20 protein-coding genes are annotated in these 20,367 nt (G+C 44.7%); 6 read left to right on the top strand and 14 right to left on the bottom strand.

Annotated features, from left to right (window positions below; genetic code table 11):
* The first annotated feature begins 45 nt into the window (after positions 1-45).
* The 3 genes from minC to minE are packed head-to-tail and all read left to right on the top strand — an operon-like array spanning position 46 to position 1,808.
* Positions 46-711, top strand: a complete 666-nt coding sequence (gene minC / locus L5M40_RS18460) for a septum site-determining protein MinC (RefSeq protein WP_263176340.1) — start codon at positions 46-48, stop codon at positions 709-711.
* 27 nt (positions 712-738) lie between these two features.
* Positions 739-1,548 carry a septum site-determining protein MinD gene (minD, locus tag L5M40_RS18455; protein WP_006086391.1) on the top strand — a complete coding sequence of 270 codons (810 nt, stop codon included), beginning with the start codon at positions 739-741 and terminating at the stop codon, positions 1,546-1,548.
* A gap of 2 nt (positions 1,549-1,550) precedes the next feature.
* Entirely contained in the window at positions 1,551-1,808 is a 258-nt protein-coding gene (gene minE, locus L5M40_RS18450; RefSeq protein WP_028760193.1) for a cell division topological specificity factor MinE, read from the top strand.
* Positions 1,809-1,900: 92 nt separating this feature from the next.
* Here minE and rnd read toward each other — a convergent pair whose 3' ends face one another.
* The 7 genes from rnd to tsaB form a co-directional block, all read right to left on the bottom strand.
* The gene (gene rnd / locus L5M40_RS18445) at positions 1,901-3,010 is read right to left on the bottom strand and encodes a ribonuclease D (RefSeq protein ID WP_028760194.1); all 1,110 of its coding nucleotides are present in this window, start codon (positions 3,008-3,010) and stop codon (positions 1,901-1,903) included.
* A 70-nt stretch (positions 3,011-3,080) separates the two neighbouring features.
* Positions 3,081-4,754, bottom strand: coding sequence for a long-chain-fatty-acid--CoA ligase FadD (gene fadD, locus L5M40_RS18440; protein WP_105252274.1), 1,674 nt, complete (start codon positions 4,752-4,754; stop codon positions 3,081-3,083).
* A 204-nt stretch (positions 4,755-4,958) separates the two neighbouring features.
* Positions 4,959-5,822: an alpha/beta fold hydrolase gene (locus L5M40_RS18435; RefSeq protein ID WP_263138284.1), complete on the bottom strand. Its 864-nt coding sequence runs from the start codon at positions 5,820-5,822 to the stop codon at positions 4,959-4,961.
* Between the two features lie 21 nt (positions 5,823-5,843).
* The gene (locus L5M40_RS18430; protein WP_263176338.1) at positions 5,844-6,656 is read right to left on the bottom strand and encodes a class I SAM-dependent methyltransferase; all 813 of its coding nucleotides are present in this window, start codon (positions 6,654-6,656) and stop codon (positions 5,844-5,846) included.
* A gap of 210 nt (positions 6,657-6,866) precedes the next feature.
* The gene (locus L5M40_RS18425; RefSeq protein WP_263176337.1) at positions 6,867-7,595 is read right to left on the bottom strand and encodes a M50 family metallopeptidase; all 729 of its coding nucleotides are present in this window, start codon (positions 7,593-7,595) and stop codon (positions 6,867-6,869) included.
* Positions 7,588-7,902: a hypothetical protein gene (locus L5M40_RS18420; RefSeq protein WP_006081355.1), complete on the bottom strand. Its 315-nt coding sequence runs from the start codon at positions 7,900-7,902 to the stop codon at positions 7,588-7,590. The genes L5M40_RS18425 and L5M40_RS18420 overlap by 8 nt, the downstream gene beginning before the upstream one ends.
* Before the next feature lie 106 nt (positions 7,903-8,008).
* Positions 8,009-8,722: a tRNA (adenosine(37)-N6)-threonylcarbamoyltransferase complex dimerization subunit type 1 TsaB gene (gene tsaB, locus L5M40_RS18415; RefSeq protein WP_131525918.1), complete on the bottom strand. Its 714-nt coding sequence runs from the start codon at positions 8,720-8,722 to the stop codon at positions 8,009-8,011.
* A 351-nt stretch (positions 8,723-9,073) separates the two neighbouring features.
* On the opposite strand from tsaB, the gene hemB reads away from it, so the two are divergent.
* The gene (hemB, locus tag L5M40_RS18410) at positions 9,074-10,057 is read left to right on the top strand and encodes a porphobilinogen synthase (RefSeq protein ID WP_028760201.1); all 984 of its coding nucleotides are present in this window, start codon (positions 9,074-9,076) and stop codon (positions 10,055-10,057) included.
* Positions 10,058-10,212: 155 nt separating this feature from the next.
* On the opposite strand, the gene L5M40_RS18405 is transcribed toward hemB, so the two are convergent.
* Positions 10,213-11,118 (bottom strand): bifunctional methionine sulfoxide reductase B/A protein, encoded by a 906-nt coding sequence (locus L5M40_RS18405; RefSeq protein ID WP_263176336.1) that lies wholly within the window; start codon positions 11,116-11,118, stop codon positions 10,213-10,215.
* A 372-nt stretch (positions 11,119-11,490) separates the two neighbouring features.
* Between L5M40_RS18405 and L5M40_RS18400 the strand changes: the two genes are divergently transcribed.
* Together L5M40_RS18400 and ylqF are read left to right on the top strand one after the other, a co-directional pair.
* On the top strand, positions 11,491-12,330 hold the full coding sequence (locus L5M40_RS18400) for an isopenicillin N synthase family dioxygenase (protein WP_263176335.1): 840 nt from the start codon (positions 11,491-11,493) through the stop codon (positions 12,328-12,330).
* Positions 12,331-12,480: 150 nt separating this feature from the next.
* Positions 12,481-13,422: a ribosome biogenesis GTPase YlqF gene (ylqF, locus tag L5M40_RS18395; protein ID WP_011919190.1), complete on the top strand. Its 942-nt coding sequence runs from the start codon at positions 12,481-12,483 to the stop codon at positions 13,420-13,422.
* Between the two features lie 301 nt (positions 13,423-13,723).
* On the opposite strand, the gene L5M40_RS18390 is transcribed toward ylqF, so the two are convergent.
* The 6 genes from L5M40_RS18390 to L5M40_RS18365 form a co-directional block, all read right to left on the bottom strand.
* On the bottom strand, positions 13,724-14,101 hold the full coding sequence (locus L5M40_RS18390) for an SH3 domain-containing protein (protein WP_219250512.1): 378 nt from the start codon (positions 14,099-14,101) through the stop codon (positions 13,724-13,726).
* Between the two features lie 334 nt (positions 14,102-14,435).
* Entirely contained in the window at positions 14,436-16,424 is a 1,989-nt protein-coding gene (locus L5M40_RS18385; protein ID WP_263176333.1) for a GMC family oxidoreductase, read from the bottom strand.
* Complete coding sequence (locus L5M40_RS18380) at positions 16,421-16,951, bottom strand: hypothetical protein (protein WP_263176332.1); 531 nt, start codon at positions 16,949-16,951, stop codon at positions 16,421-16,423. The genes L5M40_RS18385 and L5M40_RS18380 overlap by 4 nt, the downstream gene beginning before the upstream one ends.
* 19 nt (positions 16,952-16,970) lie before the next feature.
* Positions 16,971-18,287: a hypothetical protein gene (locus L5M40_RS18375; protein WP_263176331.1), complete on the bottom strand. Its 1,317-nt coding sequence runs from the start codon at positions 18,285-18,287 to the stop codon at positions 16,971-16,973.
* 997 nt (positions 18,288-19,284) lie between these two features.
* The gene (locus tag L5M40_RS18370) at positions 19,285-19,752 is read right to left on the bottom strand and encodes a GNAT family N-acetyltransferase (protein ID WP_028760209.1); all 468 of its coding nucleotides are present in this window, start codon (positions 19,750-19,752) and stop codon (positions 19,285-19,287) included.
* Positions 19,753-20,123: 371 nt separating this feature from the next.
* Positions 20,124-20,367: integrase core domain-containing protein (locus L5M40_RS18365; protein WP_263257035.1), on the bottom strand; the 244-nt coding region annotated here is incomplete at its 5' end.

Below are 20,367 nucleotides of genomic sequence, written 5' to 3'. Positions count from 1 at the left end.
TAAAATCAGCGAACCGACTGATGATTTCTGGAGAATAGTGCCGGGATGTCAAAACCTAGCTTAGAGTTAAAAGGCGCTTCTTTTACTCTTTCAGTGCTTCATATTAATAGCAGCGATTTACAAGCTGTCATGACTGAATTAGACCATAAGTTGGCACAGGCTCCTCAGTTTTTTCTGGGTGCTCCTTTAGTCGTCAATCTGAGTGCCATTCAGCACGACAGCTTGAATTTAAGTGCGTTAAAGGATCTGCTGATCTCACGTCAATTAGTGATTGTTGGCATAACGGGCGCGACAACCGTACTCAGTAAACAAGCAAAAGACTTAGGCCTTGCCATAGTCAAAGCGGGAAAACAGAGTTGTACCCCGCCGCCAGCCCCACGCCAAACTAAGATAGTGAAGCAAAATATTCGTTCAGGCCAACAAGTCTACGCAAAAAATGGTGATTTAATCATATTTGGTGCGGTAGGCAATGGCGCAGAAGTCATCGCAGATGGTAGCATTCATATCTATGGCGCATTACGAGGGAAAGCCATGGCAGGCGCCGCGGGCGATACCAGCGCCGTTATCATTGCCCACTCTCTGGAGGCCGAACTCGTTTCAATAGCAGGGCAATATTGGCTCGCTGAAAATCTACAACAACATAGCTCAGATAAAAGCGGCTGCATTCGCCTAAACGGTGAGTCGCTTATGGTTGAATCATTGCCCCTCTAAATGGCAGAACAAAGGATAGAGAGAAACATGGCACAAATTATTGTTGTCACTTCAGGTAAAGGCGGCGTAGGTAAAACCACATCGAGTGCTGCAATTGCGACCGGTCTTGCCATGCAAGGACACAAGACAGTCGTTATTGATTTCGATATAGGTTTACGAAACTTAGACTTGATCATGGGTTGCGAGCGTCGTGTTGTTTATGACTTCGTTAATGTGATCAATGGTGAAGCCAATTTAAATCAAGCGCTGATCAAAGATAAACGCTGCGATAAGTTATTCGTTTTACCCGCTTCACAAACCCGTGATAAAGATGCACTGACCAAAGAAGGTGTTGGCCGTGTTTTAGACGATTTGGCCAAAGACTTTGAGTTTATTCTGTGTGACTCTCCCGCAGGGATTGAGCAAGGCGCTATGATGGCACTGTATTTTGCCGATATCGCCATTGTGACCACTAACCCAGAAGTCAGCTCAGTGCGCGACTCAGACCGTATTTTAGGCATGTTGCAAAGCAAATCACGCCGCGCCGAGCTAAACCTTGAGCCAATCAAAGAATACTTACTGCTGACTCGTTATTCACCGAGCCGTGTAAAATCGGGCGAAATGTTAAGTGTCGACGATGTTCAAGAAATTCTGGCCATTGAGTTACTCGGCGTTATTCCTGAGTCACAATCTGTACTGAAAGCCTCTAACTCAGGCGTACCAGTGATTATCGACCAAGAAAGTGATGCAGGTTTAGCCTACAGTGATACAGTCGCACGCTTACTGGGTGAAGATGTACCAGTACGCTTTATTACGGAAGAAAAGAAAGGTTTCTTACAACGGATATTTGGTAGCTAATTATGTCTTTACTCGACTATTTCAAAAGCAAGAAAAAGCCTAGCACTGCGGTAATGGCAAAAGAGCGCCTACAGATCATCGTGGCTCATCAACGTGGACAAAGGGACACTCCCGATTATTTCCCACAGATGAAACAAGAGATCATTGCCGTTATTCGCAAATATGTGCCGATTTCTGATGATCAAGTTTCTGTGCAGTTAGATCAAAACGACGCCAACCTGTCGGTACTCGAGCTTAACGTCACTTTGCCTGACAGATAAGTCGATGACACAAAAAATGTCATCTTCAATTGAAGATGACATTTTGATGTGGATGTTTTTCAGCGATAGCTTCAAGTACGAAATATTAAGCACTAGACCTCAAGCTTTGCTAAAGCCTCAGTTGCCAATTCCCCTCGCCAACCGCATAACACTGCCGGTAAATCCCCTTGTTGCTTATCCCAACGCCATTGCAAAAACTCATGGATATGACGTTTAGAACCGAGCATTTCCTGCGGCACATCATGCTTTTCGCATAATTCGACCAAACAGCTTTTAATCGCTTTAAAGGCCGATTTGTAGCCTGATTTTAACGCCAATACATCCACTAACTCGGGTAAATTAACCAAATCCGCAGTTTGTAGCACACGTAATAAATCTTTGCCGTGAATGCGTTTTTCCTGTTCGGTCAAGTCATTGAGCTTAAACAAATCAGCCGAAGTTTTAGGTTGCTTCTTCGCTAATGCAATAAGACCATGATCTTTGATCACAAAACCTAAGGCTAAATCACGGACTAAGGCTTTTTCAAGGCGCCATTTGGCGAGCACTTTAAGGTAAGCCAATTGAATTTCAGTGAGTTGAAAAGCATTTTTCACTTTCAAATAGGCTGTATCAAGATCAGGATCGGCAAGCCTGCCCTGAGTCATCCTTTCCCCTTCCTCGTATAACCAAGCTAAACGCCCTTGGGCGCTGAGTTTCGCTTCCAGTTGAGGATAGAGCTGATACAAATACAGGACGTCATTGGCGGCGTAGCTTAACTGGGCTTCCGTTAAAGGACGACGGATCCAATCTGTACGCGACTCACCTTTATCGATCACTTCACCAAGGCAAGTTTCAACTAACTTGGCATAACCCACCCCATGACCCATACCACACAAAGAGGCGGCAATTTGGCTATCAAACAAAGGCGTAGGCTGACATTTGCCATAGTGGGCAAAAACTTCTAAGTCTTCACTGCAGGAATGCACTAGCTTAACGATATTCGGGTCCGATAACAGCGCCCAAAATTGGGCTAAATCAGGTAAAGCGACCGGATCAATCAAAGCTAAGGTTTTACCATCATAGGCTTGGATCAAACCTAACTTGGCATAATAAGTACGAGTACGAACAAACTCAGTATCTAACACGAGTATCTTACTCTGTTTATATTGGGCAACGAGGGCATTAAGGCTTGCTTCATCACTCACATATTGAAACGCTGACAAATTCTTCTCCAGATCCTGTGGGTCAATCACAGTCCATAAAAACAAAAGCCGGCAAATGCCGGCTTCAATCTTACGCGCGCTTAGCTTCGTCTCTAAGCTCTCGTCGCAAGATTTTACCCACGTTGGTTTTAGGTAACTCGTCCCTAAATTCTACCAGCTTCGGCACTTTATATCCCGTTAAATGAATACGGCAGTGCTTAATGATGTCTTCAGCGGTTAAAGATTTATCTTTTGCCACCACAAATACCTTCACTAACTCGCCACTGGCGTCGTTTGGCACACCAACGGCAGCCACTTCAATCACTTTGGGATGAAGTGCGACCACTTCTTCGACTTCGTTAGGGAATACATTAAATCCTGAGACTAAGATCATGTCTTTCTTACGGTCGACAATATAGAAGAAACCTTTCTCATCCATGTAACCAATATCACCCGTGGCTAACCAGCCGTCAGTGTCGATTACTTTGGCGGTTTCTTCAGGACGTTGCCAATAGCCTTTCATCACCTGAGGACCTTTACCAAACAGCTCGCCGGTTTCGCCTTGAGCTAATACCTTGCCGTCATCATTACGGATTTGGATCAGTGTCGAAGGTGCAGGAAAACCAATTGAACCGTTATAACCGTCTAAGTTATATGGACAACAGGTTAATAAGGGTGAGGCTTCCGTCAGACCATAACCTTCAAGTAAACGGGTTTTAGTAATGGTTTGCCATTTATCCGCCACGGCTTTTTGTACCGCCATGCCGCCACCGATAGAGAGTTTTAAGCGTGAGAAATCCAACTGGGAAAAATCATCACTGTTCACTAAAGCGTTAAATAAGGTATTTACCCCAGTTAATGCGGTGAAAGGATACTTTTTCAACTCAGCCACAAATCCTGGGATATCGCGAGGATTGGTGATGAGTAAATTCTGACTACCTTTGTGCAAAAACAGCAGGCAATTCACGGTCAAGGCGAAGATGTGATACAGAGGCAAGGCCGTTACGACAAACTCACTGCCATCGTTTAAAGCGGGAGAGTATGCACCATCGGCCTGCAATACGTTTGCGACAATATTGCCATGGGTCAACATAGCGCCTTTAGAGACCCCAGTGGTGCCACCTGTGTATTGTAAAAACGCTAAATCATCATTAGTGACTTCAGGTTTGATGTATTGCATGCGACGACCCGTTGATAAGGTATCGCGCATTGATAAGGCATGGGGTAAATCGTATTTTGGCACTAACTTCTTGATGTACTTCACCACAAAGTTCACTAAGGTACGTTTTGGTGCACTTAATTGATCACCTAAACTGGTGATAATCACGCTTTCAACGGGAGTTTGTTCGACAACTTCTTCTAAAGTGCGGGCGAAGTTTGACACCACCACAATGGCTTTGGCGCCAGAGTCAATCAACTGATGTTTAAGTTCGCGCGGTGTATAAAGTGGGTTAACGTTAACAACCACCATACCTGCACGCAAAACACCAAACAGTGCAATGGGATACTGCAACAGGTTTGGCATCATCAAGGCGACACGGTCGCCCTTTTCAAGCTTTAATTCATTTTGTAAATACGCAGCGAATGCTCGGCTGCGTTCTTCCAATTTACGATAGGTTAGCGTGGCACCCATGTTGATAAATGCAGGTTGATCTTCATACTTAGCCACCGCTGTCTCGAACATGTCGACAAGCGATGAGTATTGTTCCACATTAATTTCAGCAGGCACATCTTCTGGCAAATGATTAATCCAAGGCTGATCCACTACTCTCTCCTAAATCCCCACAACTGCGGAAACAATATCCATACAAGCGTCAAGACTCGATAAATACCGAGTTAAAATACCGGCTTACATTTTATAGTTATTGATTTACTCGTCATAAATCATACGAGCGTTTTAATTTTGATCATCATCACATAAAAAAAACAAAAAACCTAGCGTCTTTTTTATACCCATATAAGCAACCTATTAAACGAATTTGCGGATCAAACGTGCAACGCCTTCGGCATTGTCCATATGCACATGATGATCGCCCTCAATTATGTGCTCAGACAAATGCTTAAACCACGTTCTGGCCTTAGGTATCGCGCTCTGCAACTGACTAAATCCCTGTTTGCCACAAATTAATAAGGTTTCGACATTGATGTCCTGCATCAAGGCATCAACTTGGGCGAAGGTTAATCGTTGGGGTGAATCTAATCTTAATCGAGGATCACTACGCCAACCTATGCCATCACCTTCGGGCTGCATATTACGATCGAGCAACAAACGACACCAAGGTTCGGCAAGTCCTGTTAAATGTGCCCTCGCCCGCACCGCAGTATCTATACTGTCGTAAATCTTTGCCTGCCCATGTTTCTGAGTTAAATACTTCTCATGCTGATAGAAGCTTTTTTTCAATCGCGCCTTAGCTTGCGTTGGCAACTCAGACAAGGGGCTTAACGCTTCAATCAATACCAGCTTGTTAACCTTTTCGGGAAACGTCGCCGTATAAGCTGAGGCAATAATACCGCCGAGCGAATGCCCAATCATTGCCGCTGGCTTTTGCGGTAATGCCGTTAACAACGCGTCTAAATCATACAAATAATCAATCCAATGCAGCGGATAGTGTCCCGGCCTATGTGCAGAAAAGCCGTGTCCTGGCCAATCAATGGCGAGCACTTGATAATCGAGTAAATGCGCTGCTAAGGGTTCAAAACTGTTGGCGTTATCTAACCAACCATGTAAGGCAAGCAATAAAGGTTTATCCTTCGCCCCCCATAATCGGCCCGCGACCGTAATATGAGGTAATACAAATTCGATTTGATTTTTGGGGGCGAAAGATTGCCACATAATGCCTCTGATGTCAGGTAATTAAGATGATTTTTTGACAAATTTAAGTGTCATACGGTCACTTTCACCGATCGCTTGGTATTTTTCTTTATCGGTATCACCCAAGGCAAAAGAGGGCGGTAGCGTCCAAACACCTTTGGCGTAATCTTTCGTATCTTTGGGGTTCGCATTGATTTCTGCACTTTCAACTAAGGTAAAACCTGCTTTTTTGGCTAAAGCAACCATAGCTGCTTGAGCCATATAGCCAGTGCTGAAGTTCATTCCTTCGTTAGCTCTATGCTCTACCACGCCAAAGATACCGCCGTCCTTCAACACTTTATAAGACGCAGCAAACACGTTTTCCAACTGATCTGTTGATGCCCAGTTATGTAGATTTCGGAAGGTTAATACCAGATCAGCACTACCATCAGCGCCTAAATCCATCTTATGTGGAGGATCGAAGGTAACAATCTTAGCATTGCCCATGACGTCTTTATTGGCCGTCATCCACGCAGCATACTTAGTACCCGCGTTAGCGCGATAACGATTTCCGGGAGTATCTGTCGCAGGAGCCGTTTCGAAACTGGCTGCGATATATTGGCCCTCTTTAGCAAGATAAGGCCCTAATATTTCACTGTACCAGCCATTGCCCGGCCAGAGTTCAATCACAGTCTGTTTTGGGGTAATGCCAAAAAAAGTTAAGGTTTCAGCGGGATGACGATAAACGTCACGACTGGCATTTTTAGCCTGACGAAAATCGCTTTTTAAGACTTTATCTAAGCTTTCATCGGCATAGGTAACACTCGAACATAAACCAGCAAGCAGCAGACTGGCAACTAAGGTGACTTTTTTCATTGTAATTCTCCATGGATACCGAAGGCTTAACCTAGCAGCCAATGGCCAAAAATCCAAGGAATAGAAGTCGGAAAACTAAGCTTTAAGCGACATAAGTGGTTATAGCTCAAAGTGATGAGCAAAATCACCTTTACCTAAATCAACAAAGTTCAAAGCAGAAAAACGATGGGGAAAACACTAGACGACTGAGGCATTAAACAAGCTTGAGAACTAACGACTTGCGGCATGATCTACGCGGCGCCACGCAAAATACAAAGCGCAGGCACTGGTTAATAACCATAATCCCACCCAAATCCACGCGGGGATCCAAGAACGCTCGGCCAACATCACAGCATCACCTTGACCATCAAGCCCGAGCAACACAGTCGGACTCGCAAGTGCATTAAGCATGATCATCAAGCCAATAATACGCAAAAACTGAGTCAACATTTTGTTTTGACTGAGTTTAAGCGGTAACAACAAAATAATAGTCAGCACAGCTAAAATCGCTAACGTGAGAATATCCCTGCCCCAAAGCAAGCCGCTTAGCACGACTAAGGCACCTAGCAAGGCAAAACTCACGCGGATCCCATTTGGCCAAGTCGCTAATAAATAGATTAAATATCCCCAACAGGCTGCACCAAAATACCCAGCAAAGCCAATAAACATCGGCGAGCCGCCTTGGCTAAAACAAAATCCTGCGCCGTTCGGAAACAACTGAATATGACTGACCACGCCCGAGCTTAAAATCGTTGCAATGGCATGGGACAGTTCATGAAAATAGCTTTCAAGCCATTTAAACGGCACGCTTAAATAGGGAATGCGAGTGATGAGTAACGCCACCACCAGCTCGATGATAAACAAGCCACGGCTTGGTACACCGCTGGCGGCTAAACCTGTTAATTTAGAAGAGGAAAATCGCGAGGTTGAACGGGAAGACGTTTTTTGATGCTCAAGCATACAAGTCCACACCCACCATTTGCTGAATTTCATCGCGTTTGGCGGCATGTTGGGTTTGTAAATATTGGGCAATCGCTCCCTGATGGCCGCGAGTATCTTGCTCATACTCGAGGTGCGCACCAAGCCTTGACTGTAAATTTCCTGCTGCGCTTTTACTTTTAGGCTGAGTTTCTAAACTAAGGGCTTCGACGGCATCTTGCTCAATCACTGGGCGTGACGATTCAGGCGCAGTCAGCCCCTGAGCGATAGCGGGTCTATTACTCGCTACAGCATTCGTCAAACTCATTTGATTCACATTAACTTGCATCAAGAAGCCTTAAGTTTGCACTATTCATCGTTAAGCCATTCATCGTAAAGAATGCTTAGCATTAATTGCCTGAGATTCTATCGCAGATACTCAGGCAAAGAACAGCTTATTCACGACCGGGTAACTTTTTCCATGTGACTGTATCACGTAAGTACACAGGTTCAAGCTCATCGACCGAGGTTGTCAGTCCAGCTTTTATGCCTGCTTCAGCCAATATCAGCATAGCCTTTGCATCGGGATATTTCACGGCCTCGAGAGCTAAAATCCCCTTGCCGAGTGCCAGCAAATCGGGATAAGCATCAAAACCTGTGCCGCAGCCCACAATTGGCGCTTGAGTATCGAGCTGAAGTTGTACGTCCGCAGGTGAACTGACCACTTCTTTACCGACAAGCGTTGCAATACCGTCAACGGCCACAAACTGGCCCCAATACACTTCGCCCATGCGCGCATCAATGGTGCACAAAACTTGCTCGGCTTGATGCTCACTAATCGCCATTTGTGCCATTGCCGCTAAGGTTGAAATACCAATCACAGGCAAATCTAACCCCAGTGCCAGACCTTGCGTCATGCTAGTGCAGATGCGGATCCCCGTAAAACTGCCAGGGCCTCGTCCGTAAGCAATCGCAGTCACTTTATCTAAGCGAATGCCCGCTTGCTTGAGCACTGAATCGACCATAGGCAGCAGACGTTGACTGTGTTCACGCGGCGCATCGGCAAGTTCAGCATAAATCTGACCTTGGTATTGCAGCGCAGCTGAGCAGGATTCGGTACAAGTGTCTAAGGCAAGAATACAAGCAGAGTGTTCATGTGTTATTGTCATTTCAAAACCGGATTAGCGGGCAAGATTTCGCATCAAATTTACATAATCTGTATTGCGCGAATATGCCATGAGAAAACTGGCGCAAATAATAACATCAAATGCCCGAAAACAAAGGGCTAAGCAAGCAACTCAGCTAAAATAGCGCTCGCATGATATTCAGTCGCAAATCTGGACGAGATGAATTTATGTGATCTAAGTCAATGATCAATAAACTCATTAATGAATATAGCTCGCTTGGGGAAACTTTTTCAACTTTGATTGTCAGAGCAAAAAAGCAAGGGGCGAATTTATCCCTTGCCATTCCCTTAGTATTGTACGATTGCTTTAACCCGCCTTCGATAAGGACATTTCATGTTAAACACGCCTCCATTGCGTCGCTTAAGACGCTTACGTAATTCAGAAGCAATGCGCGATCTGCTGCGCGAAACCCATATTTCGCTGAGCGATCTTATCCATCCCCTGTTCATTGAAGAGCACATCACCCATGCTGTGCCCATCTCCACGCTACCTGGCATCAGCCGTTTACCTGAGAGCGCACTGGCGGATGAAGTTCGCGAGCTTTACGCCCTTGGGATCCGTTATGTGATGCCCTTTGGGATTTCCCACACTAAGGATGATAAGGGCAGCGATACATGGGACGACAATGGTTTACTCGCCCGTATGGTTCGCACCATTAAAGCTACCGTGCCTGAGATGATGGTGATCCCCGACATTTGTTTTTGTGAATACACAGATCACGGCCATTGCGGCGTGGTGCACAATAATGAAGTCTGCAACGATCTCACCGTCGAAAATTTAGTTAAGCAATCGATAACAGCCGCCAAAGCGGGCGCTGATATGTTAGCACCATCGGCCATGATGGACGGTCAAGTGAAAGCCATTCGCCAAGGGCTCGATGCCGCAGGTTTTGAACATGTGGCGATTCTGGCCCACTCGGCAAAATTCGCCTCTTCCTTCTACGGTCCTTTTAGAGCGGCGGTAGATTGTGAACTCAGCGGAAATCGCAAGGGATATCAACTGGATTATGCTAATGGTCGTCAAGCCCTGTTAGAAGCCTCATTAGATGAAGCCGAAGGCGCCGATATCCTGATGGTTAAACCCGGCACACCCTACTTAGATGTGCTCAGCCGTTTAAGACAAGAAACCCACTTGCCACTCGCCGCCTATCAAGTCGGCGGTGAATATGCGGGCATTAAATTTGCCGCCCTTGCGGGCGCGTTGGATGAGCGTGCTGTGGTGACTGAAACGTTTATCGGCTTAAAGCGGGCGGGTGCAGATTTGATTGTCAGCTATTACACCAAACAATACGCCCAATGGTTAACTGAAAGCCGATAGTTGCGTCGGTAGCTAATCAAAAGTTACGCTAATCGTTAAACCGATAGCTATGCAGCTTGTTAAGAGAACAACTAGGTTTTGCACTTTAGAAAACCCATAAAAAACGCCACCTTTATCGGTGGCGTTTTTGTATTTAACACCCTGTGCTAAATCGCTTAAGCCTTCTGCAATCTTGCAAACAAGGCTTTCACTTTTTCCACTTTAGGACGCACGACCATCTGACAATAGGGCTGCTCACCGTGTAAAGCGAAGTAGTCGTTGTGATAATTTTCAGCGGGATAAAAAGTATCAAACGCTGAAACTTGGGTCACTATCGGCGCATCAAAAACCTTGGCTGCTGCTAACTGAGTCAGCATAGCGGTAGTTTGCTCTATCTGCTCAGCATTATGGGTAAACACCACGGAACGATATTGTGGCCCCTTATCATTACCTTGGCGATTAAGCGTAGTCGGATCATGACTCTCAAAAAAGACCTGCAACAGCGTCGTAAAATCAATTTCCTCAGGGTTGAACTCGATATGCACAACCTCTGCGTGGCTAGTTTGGCCTGAGCAAACAGATTTATAATCGGCATCATGGGCATCACCGCCAGCATAGCCAGAAGTGACATTCACCACGCCCTTTAGGCTTTTAAAAATCGCTTCGACGCACCAAAAACACCCACCACCAAAAGTCGCAAAGTGATTCGGTGCTTGTTCAACAGCATCATCCATCCCTTTGAAAACCATAGAAACTGAGTTAACACAGTGACGGATATTGTTAGGTGTTAACATTTCACCTTCAAAGACATGCCCCAAGTGACCGCCGCACTGGCTACAAACAATTTCAGTTCTGCGGCCGTCAGCGTCTATATGGCGGGTTACAGCGCCAGCAATTTCATCATCGAAGGCAGGCCAGCCACAATGGGCATTAAATTTATGCTCAGAGCGATACAAGGGGGCATGGCATTTTTTGCATAAATACAAACCCTTAGCATCGTGTTCATAATACTCACCACTAAAGGGGCGTTCAGTGCCTTTCTCTTCGATAACATAGCGTTCAAAATCGGTCAGTTTATTCATATTAATGCCCTTTCGACTCACGTCGTTGTGTATTTCGATATTCTTTGATTAAGAAGCTGATTTATAAGGAAGCCAACATAAGACCCACTCCAAGCAAGATTTCTTGCACTCGGCTTCAAAATGCGGCTGACATCAATCCAATCACAACAAATCTAATGCCCATACTAACGGATTTAGTGACTAAAATCTTACCACTCAAGTAAGTACTAATATAAGTGCTCATATTAAGTACTCATATAAGCAACTGCATAAATGACGGAAAATACGGCAGTTGATCCAGATCACAGTCGCTGAGTATTTGCACCCACATCAGCGCACGGCTACACTTGCAGCGGGTCAAATTACAACTAAATATAACAAGTAGAAACCAAAATGAAATTAGAAACCATTGATTACCGCGCTGAAAACAGTGCCCAGCAATTCGTTGAATCACTTCGGGAAACTGGCTTTGGTGTTTTATCTAATCATCCGATTGATAAGCGCTTAGTTGAAGACATCTACACCGAGTGGCAAGCCTTTTTTAATTCAGAAGCCAAAAACGACTATATGTTTAAAAAAGAAACCCACGACGGTTTCTTCCCTGCGTCGATTTCTGAAACCGCCAAAGGCAACACAGTCAAAGACATTAAAGAGTACTACCACGTGTACCCTTGGGGCCGTATCCCCGATTCACTGCGTGCCAATATTCTCGCCTATTACGATAAAGCCAACGCACTGGCTGCAGAACTATTAGAGTGGATCGAAACCTACTCACCAGAAGACATAAAAGCCAAGTTTTCGATGCCATTGCCAGAAATGATCGCCAATAGCCAAAAAACCTTACTGCGTATTCTGCATTACCCGCCGATGACGGGCAGTGAAGAAATGGGCGCCATTCGTGCCGCCGCCCACGAAGATATCAACCTTATCACAGTGTTACCTGCGGCCAATGAGCCTGGATTACAAGTGAAAGCAAAAGATGGCACTTGGTTAGATGTCCCCAGCGATTTTGGCAACATTATTATCAATATCGGTGACATGTTACAGGAAGCCTCTGGCGGCTATTTCCCATCGACCTCTCACCGCGTCATCAATCCTGAAGGTACGGATAAAACCAAGTCACGGATCTCTTTGCCGTTATTTTTACATCCAAACCCTGCAGTCGTGCTATCGGATCGCTATACCGCTGACAGCTATCTGATGGAAAGATTGCGCGAACTCGGGGTGATCTAAGCCTTAATTCAGCCTATTAATCCAAGCAACAATCGCAAGAGACAGTCAAGGATTAAGCGATTAAAGCGCCTTAGGGCGCTTTTTTTATGACATTCGCCACCTTCAAGGTAGAATAGCCGTTCTTTAAGTTATTTAGGACAAGGCGTTATCATGGCAATTCAGTGGTATCCGGGGCATATGCACAAGGCACGCAAGGAGATTGAAGAGGCAATGCCTCAAGTCGATCTTGTTATCGAAGTGCTGGACGCGCGTATTCCCTACAGTAGCGAAAACCCCATGGTGGCTCAGCTTCGAGGCGACAAACCTTGTATCAAACTGCTCAATAAATCTGATCTGGCCGATCCAGAGATCACCGCACAATGGATTGAATACTTAGAGCGTGAGCAAGGTGTCAAAGCCACGGCGATCACAACGCTGCAAGCGGCAATGGTGAAAAAAATCCCTGATCTCTGCCGTAAGCTAGTGCCAAGTCGCGATAAAACCGAAAAAGACATTCGCACTATGATCATGGGGATACCCAATGTTGGGAAATCTACCATCATCAATACCTTAGCTGGCCGTGTTATTGCCAAAACCGGTAACGAACCTGCGGTAACCAAAACCCAGCAACGGATCAATTTACGTAACGGTATCGTGCTGTCGGACACTCCGGGTATTTTATGGCCCAAAGTGGATAACGAAGCGAGCAGCTATCGCCTTGCCGTCACTGGAGCGATTAAAGATACGGCGATGGAATATGAAGATGTGGCCCTGTTCGCCGCCAAGTATTTCTTAACCGCTTATCCAAAAGAGATTTGTGAGCGCTATAACTTAAGTGAATTACCCAAGGATGATGTCGCACTTCTCGAGGAAATCGGCCGTAAACGTGGTGCGCTGCGTCCCGGTGGTCGCATCGATATGCACAAGGCATCAGAGTTATTACTGCATGAATATCGCTCGGGGAAAATAGGCTTACTCTCGCTAGAAACGCCTGCGATGGCAGAGCTTGAAAAGATTGAAGTCGCCCGTATCATGGCCGAAAAAGAAGCCGAGAAAGAAGCCAAATTGGCAGCAGAGAGACTTAAACGTTCAGGCAAACGCCATAACGACTAGTCAGCCCGCCACTCTGCATTTGGAATATAAGGCGCAGAGTTTGTTAAAGACGTTAAAGACAAGACGCTGATGACTTTTATATTCCAGCTTAATGGCGCTCATTCATCAAGTTTAAAGTTAAAGCCAGTATATTGAATATACTGGCTTTTTATTATCAGAAACGGAAAGCTTGCGCTAAAAAACACTTTACGCCAATGACTTCTGCGTGCCTGGTATAAACTCTCAATATCCGCCAGTCATCCTCCTCTTGGCACAATACACCAAGGAGCCATCTTGGGTTTGACTGCACGGCAAAGGTGCTTTAGTCGCGGGATAGATCTACCACTTCTTTCAAGTTTTCTAATGGTACCCACCCTGATTCTTCACTGACAGCTTTTATACACCATACCCAGCCATTCAACATTCGTGTGCCAATGAGTTGTTCCCCTTCATGCACATTAAGTTCTCTTGCCGTATAGTCCTCAAGCGCCAGCCCGTTGGCATTTTTTAGGCGCTGAATCACTTGACCAGGAACCCAACCAGCATCTTGCCCTGGCGTAGTGCAAAGGAACCAGAGATCCCAGCCTTCAGGACCTGCATATTTTTCTCCAACGATAAGAGGATCACCTTTTTTGAACGTAATGGGGTTAGGAAACTCACTTTCATGTGGATTGACAACGATATATTTCTTAGTAGTCATGTATTCAGCTAACCTTTTGATAAATATTCGTAAAAATTAACTTTGTTCGCTTATTAAAGCACGCCCAATTAACGCTCGGTTTGAGTGAAACTTATCAGTTTTCTATCAGACATACTATCCGACAACACACGCATGCACAGTTTTCAAACTAATTATCAGCATAAAAAAACTGTAATATTTTGATTTTAAATACGATGACAATAAACTGCATTATGAGTAGGAAAATACCAGTTAGCGTAATATGAAGGTATATTCAGTTAGCCAAAAACCGCGCCAATTTGCACGCGGTTTTCAATGGGAATTAACAGCAAGCTAATGAATAATTACAACTTTTTTAACTTATTTTAAGGTCTTCCAAAACATGATCTGCAGCCTGGAATGCCAACGCTGCCAAAGTGAGGGTTGGATTACCCGTTGCAACTGTTGGAAACACTCCGCTACCGACTAAAAACAGATTGCTATGGTCCCAAGATTGCTGACGAGGATTCACCACCGACGTATCTCTGCAGTCCCCCATTCGATACGTCCCCACAATGTGTCCAGCACCGTAAAACGTAAAATTATGGCCCTGATATTCAAAATTATTCGACGTTACTTGACTCTTATCACCATAAAATACCGGCGCAGGCGGAGCCTTGGTATATTCCCGCGCATCAAGGGCGTCAAAGAGTTTGGTCGAAATATCTTTAGCCGACACGAACGCATTGCGCACATAATCCTCGCGTACACGATAGGTTAATTTGGGGCGCGGCAAACCTAAGTTATCTTTCAGCGTCTCCGACAACTCGACACGGTTTTCCGGATCAGGTAATTGTTCAATTAAATAGCCCATACGAATTTGCCGTGTGTAAATACCATTCAAGGTATTCACCAGTGAGGCACCAAATAAGGCGCTATTCGCAGACATGGCGGGATCAAACCGTAATGGAATCCCCTGCTGATTGACAGAATCCCCATTTAATTGCGAATTATTTTGCCCAAATACAAAATCAGCTAAGGTCGTGAATGGATCATTTGCTGCCCACTGCCAACCTTCATTGCCGATTTCAATACGATAGGCGGCACGGTCTTTACGAAAGGCGCCATCACGTAAACTTTCTATACCCGCAGTAGATAAAGGCCCCCGAAAACCATAGACAGGATCTTTCGCCAGACCCCAGGCCAAATACATAATGTGATCCATCAAATTACGCCCCACTTGATCGCTATGGTTGGCGACGCCGTTCGGACAGGCTTTATTACGTTTAGACATGAGCAATAATTTAGGCGTCTCAATCGCGTGAGCTGCAATCACATATTTTTTACCCGTAACGGTACCGCCGCCCGTCGCTATCCCCCCGTGAGTTTGATAGGTCACATAATCAATACCAACAACATCCTTTGTATTTTCATCCACTTGAACATTTGTCGCAACGTGATGATAAAACACATCTACATTGCCGGTTTGCAATGCTCGCCCGAGCGTCACAGTGGCATCGTATTTGGCTTGGATAGGGCAAATAGGAATACAATTTGTATTCCCCGCACATTGACGGCGTTCACCCGGTAATGAATTGCGCCCCTGAGGGGTTGGCGTGACTGACAATTGAATATTGTCGTACACCATATCGCTCACCGCTTGTTCATATTGTAGATCGACTAAAGATGAAACAATGCCAGGCATGGGATAATCGTAATTCGCGCCATAAACGCCATCCGGTGAAACATTAAATCCGCGATAGAGCTGATCCATCGCCTCTTTGTCACCGGCGACGCCAATTTCATTGGTCGCCTGTTCATAATAAGGAACCAACGCTTGGTAAAATTGTTTTCCACCGGGCCAATCCACGCCCTGCTTATACTGGGTTTGCAACTCAAAATCATTGGGCAATAAATGCAAACTGGTTCCTAGCCAGTGCCAAGTTGTGCCGCCGCCAATACGCTCATAGGAACTAGCAAAAGCAAACTTTGCTTCAGGGCTGTCAGGTTTCAAATGTTCAGGCTGCGGCGTGTAGTCGAAATAACATTGCTTTGGATTACGCCATGCGCCAATTTGCAACACGGTATAACGTGGCACATTTTCCTTCGCAGGATCAGGCAGCCCGAGTGGATTATCCGCCGTCGATGCCGCTGGATTTTGCGTGGTTGGAGGATAAGGTGACTCTGGTGTTTTAGCATTGGCTTTAAAAAAGGTTTCCATGTAACCACTGCGGTCAACCGGCACTTCCTGCCCTGCTTCGAGGATTAATACTTTTTTCCCCGCCATCCCCAGTTGATAAGCCATGATAGAGCCGGCAATACCTGATCCCACAATAATGACATCGTAATTGGTTTGAGTGCTCATACAGCACCTCCTTGATGACCCGTATATGCCGACAGTGCAGTGGGCTGTTTCGCCCAATAGCCATAGCGATAATTTGAATCCCCCATCGGATGAGCCTGCATAACTTGCCAAACTAAACCTGTGGTATAACTTTTTGCCGAAATCATATCGCTAACCGTGGTTTCCGGCTCTGTATCCGTCGCAGGAATAATGGTTGGCCATGCACCTGAGTACCACATAAAAATCAATTTACGACAGGCCAACACAAAATTAGCCCCGTTGTCTGACGCCAGCATTTGCGTGCCAATTTGTTGTTCTGATAATTGCTGCGCTTTTAACGCCGCAAATTTTTGCAGAATAGTTGTAACTAAAGTTAGGTCCTTCGATTCTTCGGTTATTTTTTGCGTAAACACGGCTAAGTATTCGGATTTAATATCCACGGGATCCAATGTCGGGGCAATAATACTGGTAGCAAAGCCGGTTAATACCGCGCTCAAACCAATAAAATTATTCATAGTATCGGCAGTCGCGCCTGTAATATCAGTCATGATGAGTTCCTTTCGTAAATTATTGCGCGCGTTGCAGCAAGTATGTGAAATCAGCAAAATTACCGTTAGTGGTTGCCGCATTATTGTGACAAGCCATACAGCTACTTGATGTTTGCTTTACCGAACCTTGGATATAAGTTTCGAGCGTGGTGTTCGCTAAAAATGAGGGAGCAGGCACGCCCGTTGGATCGGTGGGATTTTTAGCATCGGTAGGCCATTGCGTACTGACCAATTCGTAATTCATCCATACCGATCCCGGCACGACAGCGTCGAGTGCAGCGTGATAACTGGCATTTAAGGCTTTAGCGTCGGCAGTGATAGGAATGACGCGTTCCACTTGAGTTGGTTTAGTGTGCGGGTTTGCCGGATCCCACGGGCGTGCTGGTGGTTCATTCACTTTGCAGTCAGTACATTTAGCATCGTAAAAATTATATGCCGATAATGATGCTGACTCACCTTGGGTTGGCGCGTTAGCGACATGCTCAAAGGTAGACCAAATCCATTGTGGTTCACCCGTGGTTTTGTGAGCAATGTGAAACCCCACTAGACCGACTTGTTCAAGCGCACACGCGGGCTTGACCCCGTGTTGCTCTTCGGGATTGTTATAAACAAGCGCGTAAGTTGTATAGTAATTCGTCGAATCAAACTTGCCGCCCATTTTTATCCATGAGGCTTTAAGCATGATAGAACCTACCTGCCCGGTTTTACTGTCGCTCGCGGTAAAGTCGACATCGGCATTAAACTGTTTCTGACCTTTTTTACTGTAGAGGTTATTGTCCAAAATAAAATTGAACATGGTTTCATTGGTTAATATTTCATAACGGGTATAAAGCCCGTTTTGATCAATCAATGGACCCGTTGTAAAAGGCTCACCACTTTCATCCAACACATTCGGGGTCTTCCCTACTTGCGTTAAATAAATAGTCCCTTCAGGAATGGACTTTGGATCAATACTTTTGCAAACATCCGGCACATTATTGGACTGATCCCACCCAGGTGGTTTTACGCCATCGGGTAAAAAAATCTCCCGGCTTTCCTTCCAATGCAGCCACACGACTGGCTGGTTAGTTTTTTGCCCAATGGTGGACATAGTATTGGGTGTGCCATCGGCATTTGCTGGCCAGTTAAGTGCAATAAACGATTGCCAAGAAAAATCATCAAAATCATGTTGCAGGCTTTCGAGTGAGAACGGGGGTTTTGCTGTAATTTCCAGCGGCATAACAGGGCTTAATGTGGGTAGCGTTATAGCTGCTTTTGTCTCTACTGGTGCTTCTGCATATACAGCAGCACTCATACACAAAAAAAGCGCTCTATAGCTAAAAATTTTGATAGACATGAAATTAACTCTCCTTGTTATTGGGACTTATTCAATGCTTAAAACGTTTACGACTCCACTTTCTTTAACGACTTAAAATCAGGGCTTTCACAACACCCGCCACTGCAGGCGTGATGTCACAATACAAATAGCGTACAAGACTTGACCTCAACCAAATCCAAATAAATGGGTTTCGATATTAAAATTGAAGTTTGCTGTTTTGATCGCAGTCTCTGGCTTACTGAGCCGGTCTGAACAGATTGATTGATACAGATAAATATTAACGTCTTTCATTGAAATTCCTTTTCATGATTGCGTTTTATCACGATACCTTGAGTCTAGATAATCCATTGAGGATCACCTCAAATGAAACCTAATTATCTCAATGGAAGGGTTAAACACTCCTGTGTTCCCGTAGTGAAAACAATTCTATGCTGCAGAAAGAAAAGTAACCTTCTGAAAATGTTCCATGTTAAAAGATTGTTTACGTTTCACTTATTGTCAAGCGTGAGGCTGGAGGTTTATTTTATTTGCAAAAAAGCCCGCCGCACGAGACGACGATAACAGCGATAACAGCATAATGTGATATCAAGAGTTCAACATTGATCTGAAGTCTGCGAGGGCCAAGCGTGGGCAGTGCTCCAACACTGACTAAGCGATCGTAAAATCGGTCGCAACTACGCACGGCCTATTCTTATTTGGTAGCCATTGATTCAACAATAACTGTCAAAGTTTGGAAGATTTCGACTCATTTTCATCATTAGATTCTGTAAAGAGTCACTCAGCATCTGATTATATGGCCCTGCTAATAACTTTATAAACACTTTGACTGAAACAGAACACAACTGGTTCTTACTGTTGAAACAGGAAATCTATTTTCTTGTACTGACTAAAATTCTAAGATTAAAAATGATGCCATTTGGGGATGCTTTGACCGACTTAGGTAGCCCTGTGAAATATGACCATGTCGTTCCACTTGCTTCCCTCAATTGAGCCGCAGAGTACCTTCACAAACTTGTTATTCACCGATGTTTGTGCCCATAACCAATACATTTATACCTTTATAATTCACTTGTTCTATAGGCTTAAACCCATGATGTAAGTACAAACCTCCAGTTAAATCTTCTGTTTGAAGATATAATTTTTTCACACCTATTTTATGTGCTAGCGATATTATCTCTTTCACAAGTTTTGAGGCGACCCCCTGTCCCCTAGCCTGCTGAGTGACGTAAACACCACCAAGCCAAAATTCAAATTCTGGGTATATGTCCATTTCTCGAATTTTTAGCTCTGCTGAACCAGCAAGAACACCATTTACTTTTCCAATGATCAGAATAGGCGCGGTATCTCGATTTATTGATGCAGAGACTTTTTCAACGACTTCCTCCTTGGTATAGCTACCATTGTCTTGGCACCATTCGTTGAAATACCAACTAGCTACCGTGTCTATCGCAGAGGGATTATCGGCAAGTAATGAAATTTCCATATATGTCCTTAGATGTACAACGATTTGATTTTCTTTATGAACAACATCTTACCAACTTAACCTTGTAAGGCAAGCAGCCCACAACCATTGATGTTTGTAGTCAAACTATACTGATATCTATTAATGACTTTATGATGATGTTTACTTTGCTGTGGCTTTATTGAAAGTTCGGACTGGCATGACTTCTAGGTTGAAAGTAACCTCATCACATTAGCTTTTTTATAGCCACAACTTTATTCGCCCTACTTGCATTTTAAACTTTGAAACAAGCTTTGGGGCATTTTAGAGTTAACCGATTTTAAGCACGCCACGCTTTAATCGCTTCTGTTGCTAAACCAGCTAGCTGTTTTGAAACTTCACGACTGTAGTGGTCAAGTAAAATTGGCCACGGTTTTAGAGTCATTCCAATATAAACGTTCTGACTCATTTGGCGTTAACCCACCATTATATTGATGGGGCCTAGTCTCGCTGTAATATCCAGTGATGTAATTTGTGATCTCTTTATCTGCTTCTGTAAAATTCCCATAACCACTTGCGGGTATCCACTCAGATTTCAAACTTCTAAAGAAACGCTCCATTGGTGCGTTATCCCAACAATTCCCGCGACGACGACGA

The sequence above is a fragment of the Shewanella sp. SM68 genome (genome assembly GCF_025653925.1).
Classification (GTDB): domain Bacteria; phylum Pseudomonadota; class Gammaproteobacteria; order Enterobacterales; family Shewanellaceae; genus Shewanella; species Shewanella oncorhynchi.
This window is presented reverse-complemented; position numbering and strand designations above follow the sequence as displayed.

Coding starts and splice junctions, on each gene's coding strand:
- L5M40_RS18375 (WP_263176331.1), bottom strand. CDS start 18,287: ATGTCTATCAAAATTTTTAGCTATAGAGCGCTTTTTTTGTGTATGAGT.
- L5M40_RS18420 (WP_006081355.1), bottom strand. CDS start 7,902: ATGCAAGTTAATGTGAATCAAATGAGTTTGACGAATGCTGTAGCGAGT.
- ylqF (WP_011919190.1), top strand. CDS start 12,481: ATGGCAATTCAGTGGTATCCGGGGCATATGCACAAGGCACGCAAGGAG.
- L5M40_RS18425 (WP_263176337.1), bottom strand. CDS start 7,595: ATGCTTGAGCATCAAAAAACGTCTTCCCGTTCAACCTCGCGATTTTCC.
- minD (WP_006086391.1), top strand. CDS start 739: ATGGCACAAATTATTGTTGTCACTTCAGGTAAAGGCGGCGTAGGTAAA.
- L5M40_RS18435 (WP_263138284.1), bottom strand. CDS start 5,822: ATGTGGCAATCTTTCGCCCCCAAAAATCAAATCGAATTTGTATTACCT.
- L5M40_RS18370 (WP_028760209.1), bottom strand. CDS start 19,752: ATGGAAATTTCATTACTTGCCGATAATCCCTCTGCGATAGACACGGTA.
- minE (WP_028760193.1), top strand. CDS start 1,551: ATGTCTTTACTCGACTATTTCAAAAGCAAGAAAAAGCCTAGCACTGCG.
- L5M40_RS18385 (WP_263176333.1), bottom strand. CDS start 16,424: ATGAGCACTCAAACCAATTACGATGTCATTATTGTGGGATCAGGTATT.
- L5M40_RS18400 (WP_263176335.1), top strand. CDS start 11,491: ATGAAATTAGAAACCATTGATTACCGCGCTGAAAACAGTGCCCAGCAA.
- L5M40_RS18405 (WP_263176336.1), bottom strand. CDS start 11,118: ATGAATAAACTGACCGATTTTGAACGCTATGTTATCGAAGAGAAAGGC.
- L5M40_RS18380 (WP_263176332.1), bottom strand. CDS start 16,951: ATGACTGATATTACAGGCGCGACTGCCGATACTATGAATAATTTTATT.
- hemB (WP_028760201.1), top strand. CDS start 9,074: ATGTTAAACACGCCTCCATTGCGTCGCTTAAGACGCTTACGTAATTCA.
- L5M40_RS18430 (WP_263176338.1), bottom strand. CDS start 6,656: ATGAAAAAAGTCACCTTAGTTGCCAGTCTGCTGCTTGCTGGTTTATGT.
- tsaB (WP_131525918.1), bottom strand. CDS start 8,722: ATGACAATAACACATGAACACTCTGCTTGTATTCTTGCCTTAGACACT.
- minC (WP_263176340.1), top strand. CDS start 46: ATGTCAAAACCTAGCTTAGAGTTAAAAGGCGCTTCTTTTACTCTTTCA.
- L5M40_RS18390 (WP_219250512.1), bottom strand. CDS start 14,101: ATGACTACTAAGAAATATATCGTTGTCAATCCACATGAAAGTGAGTTT.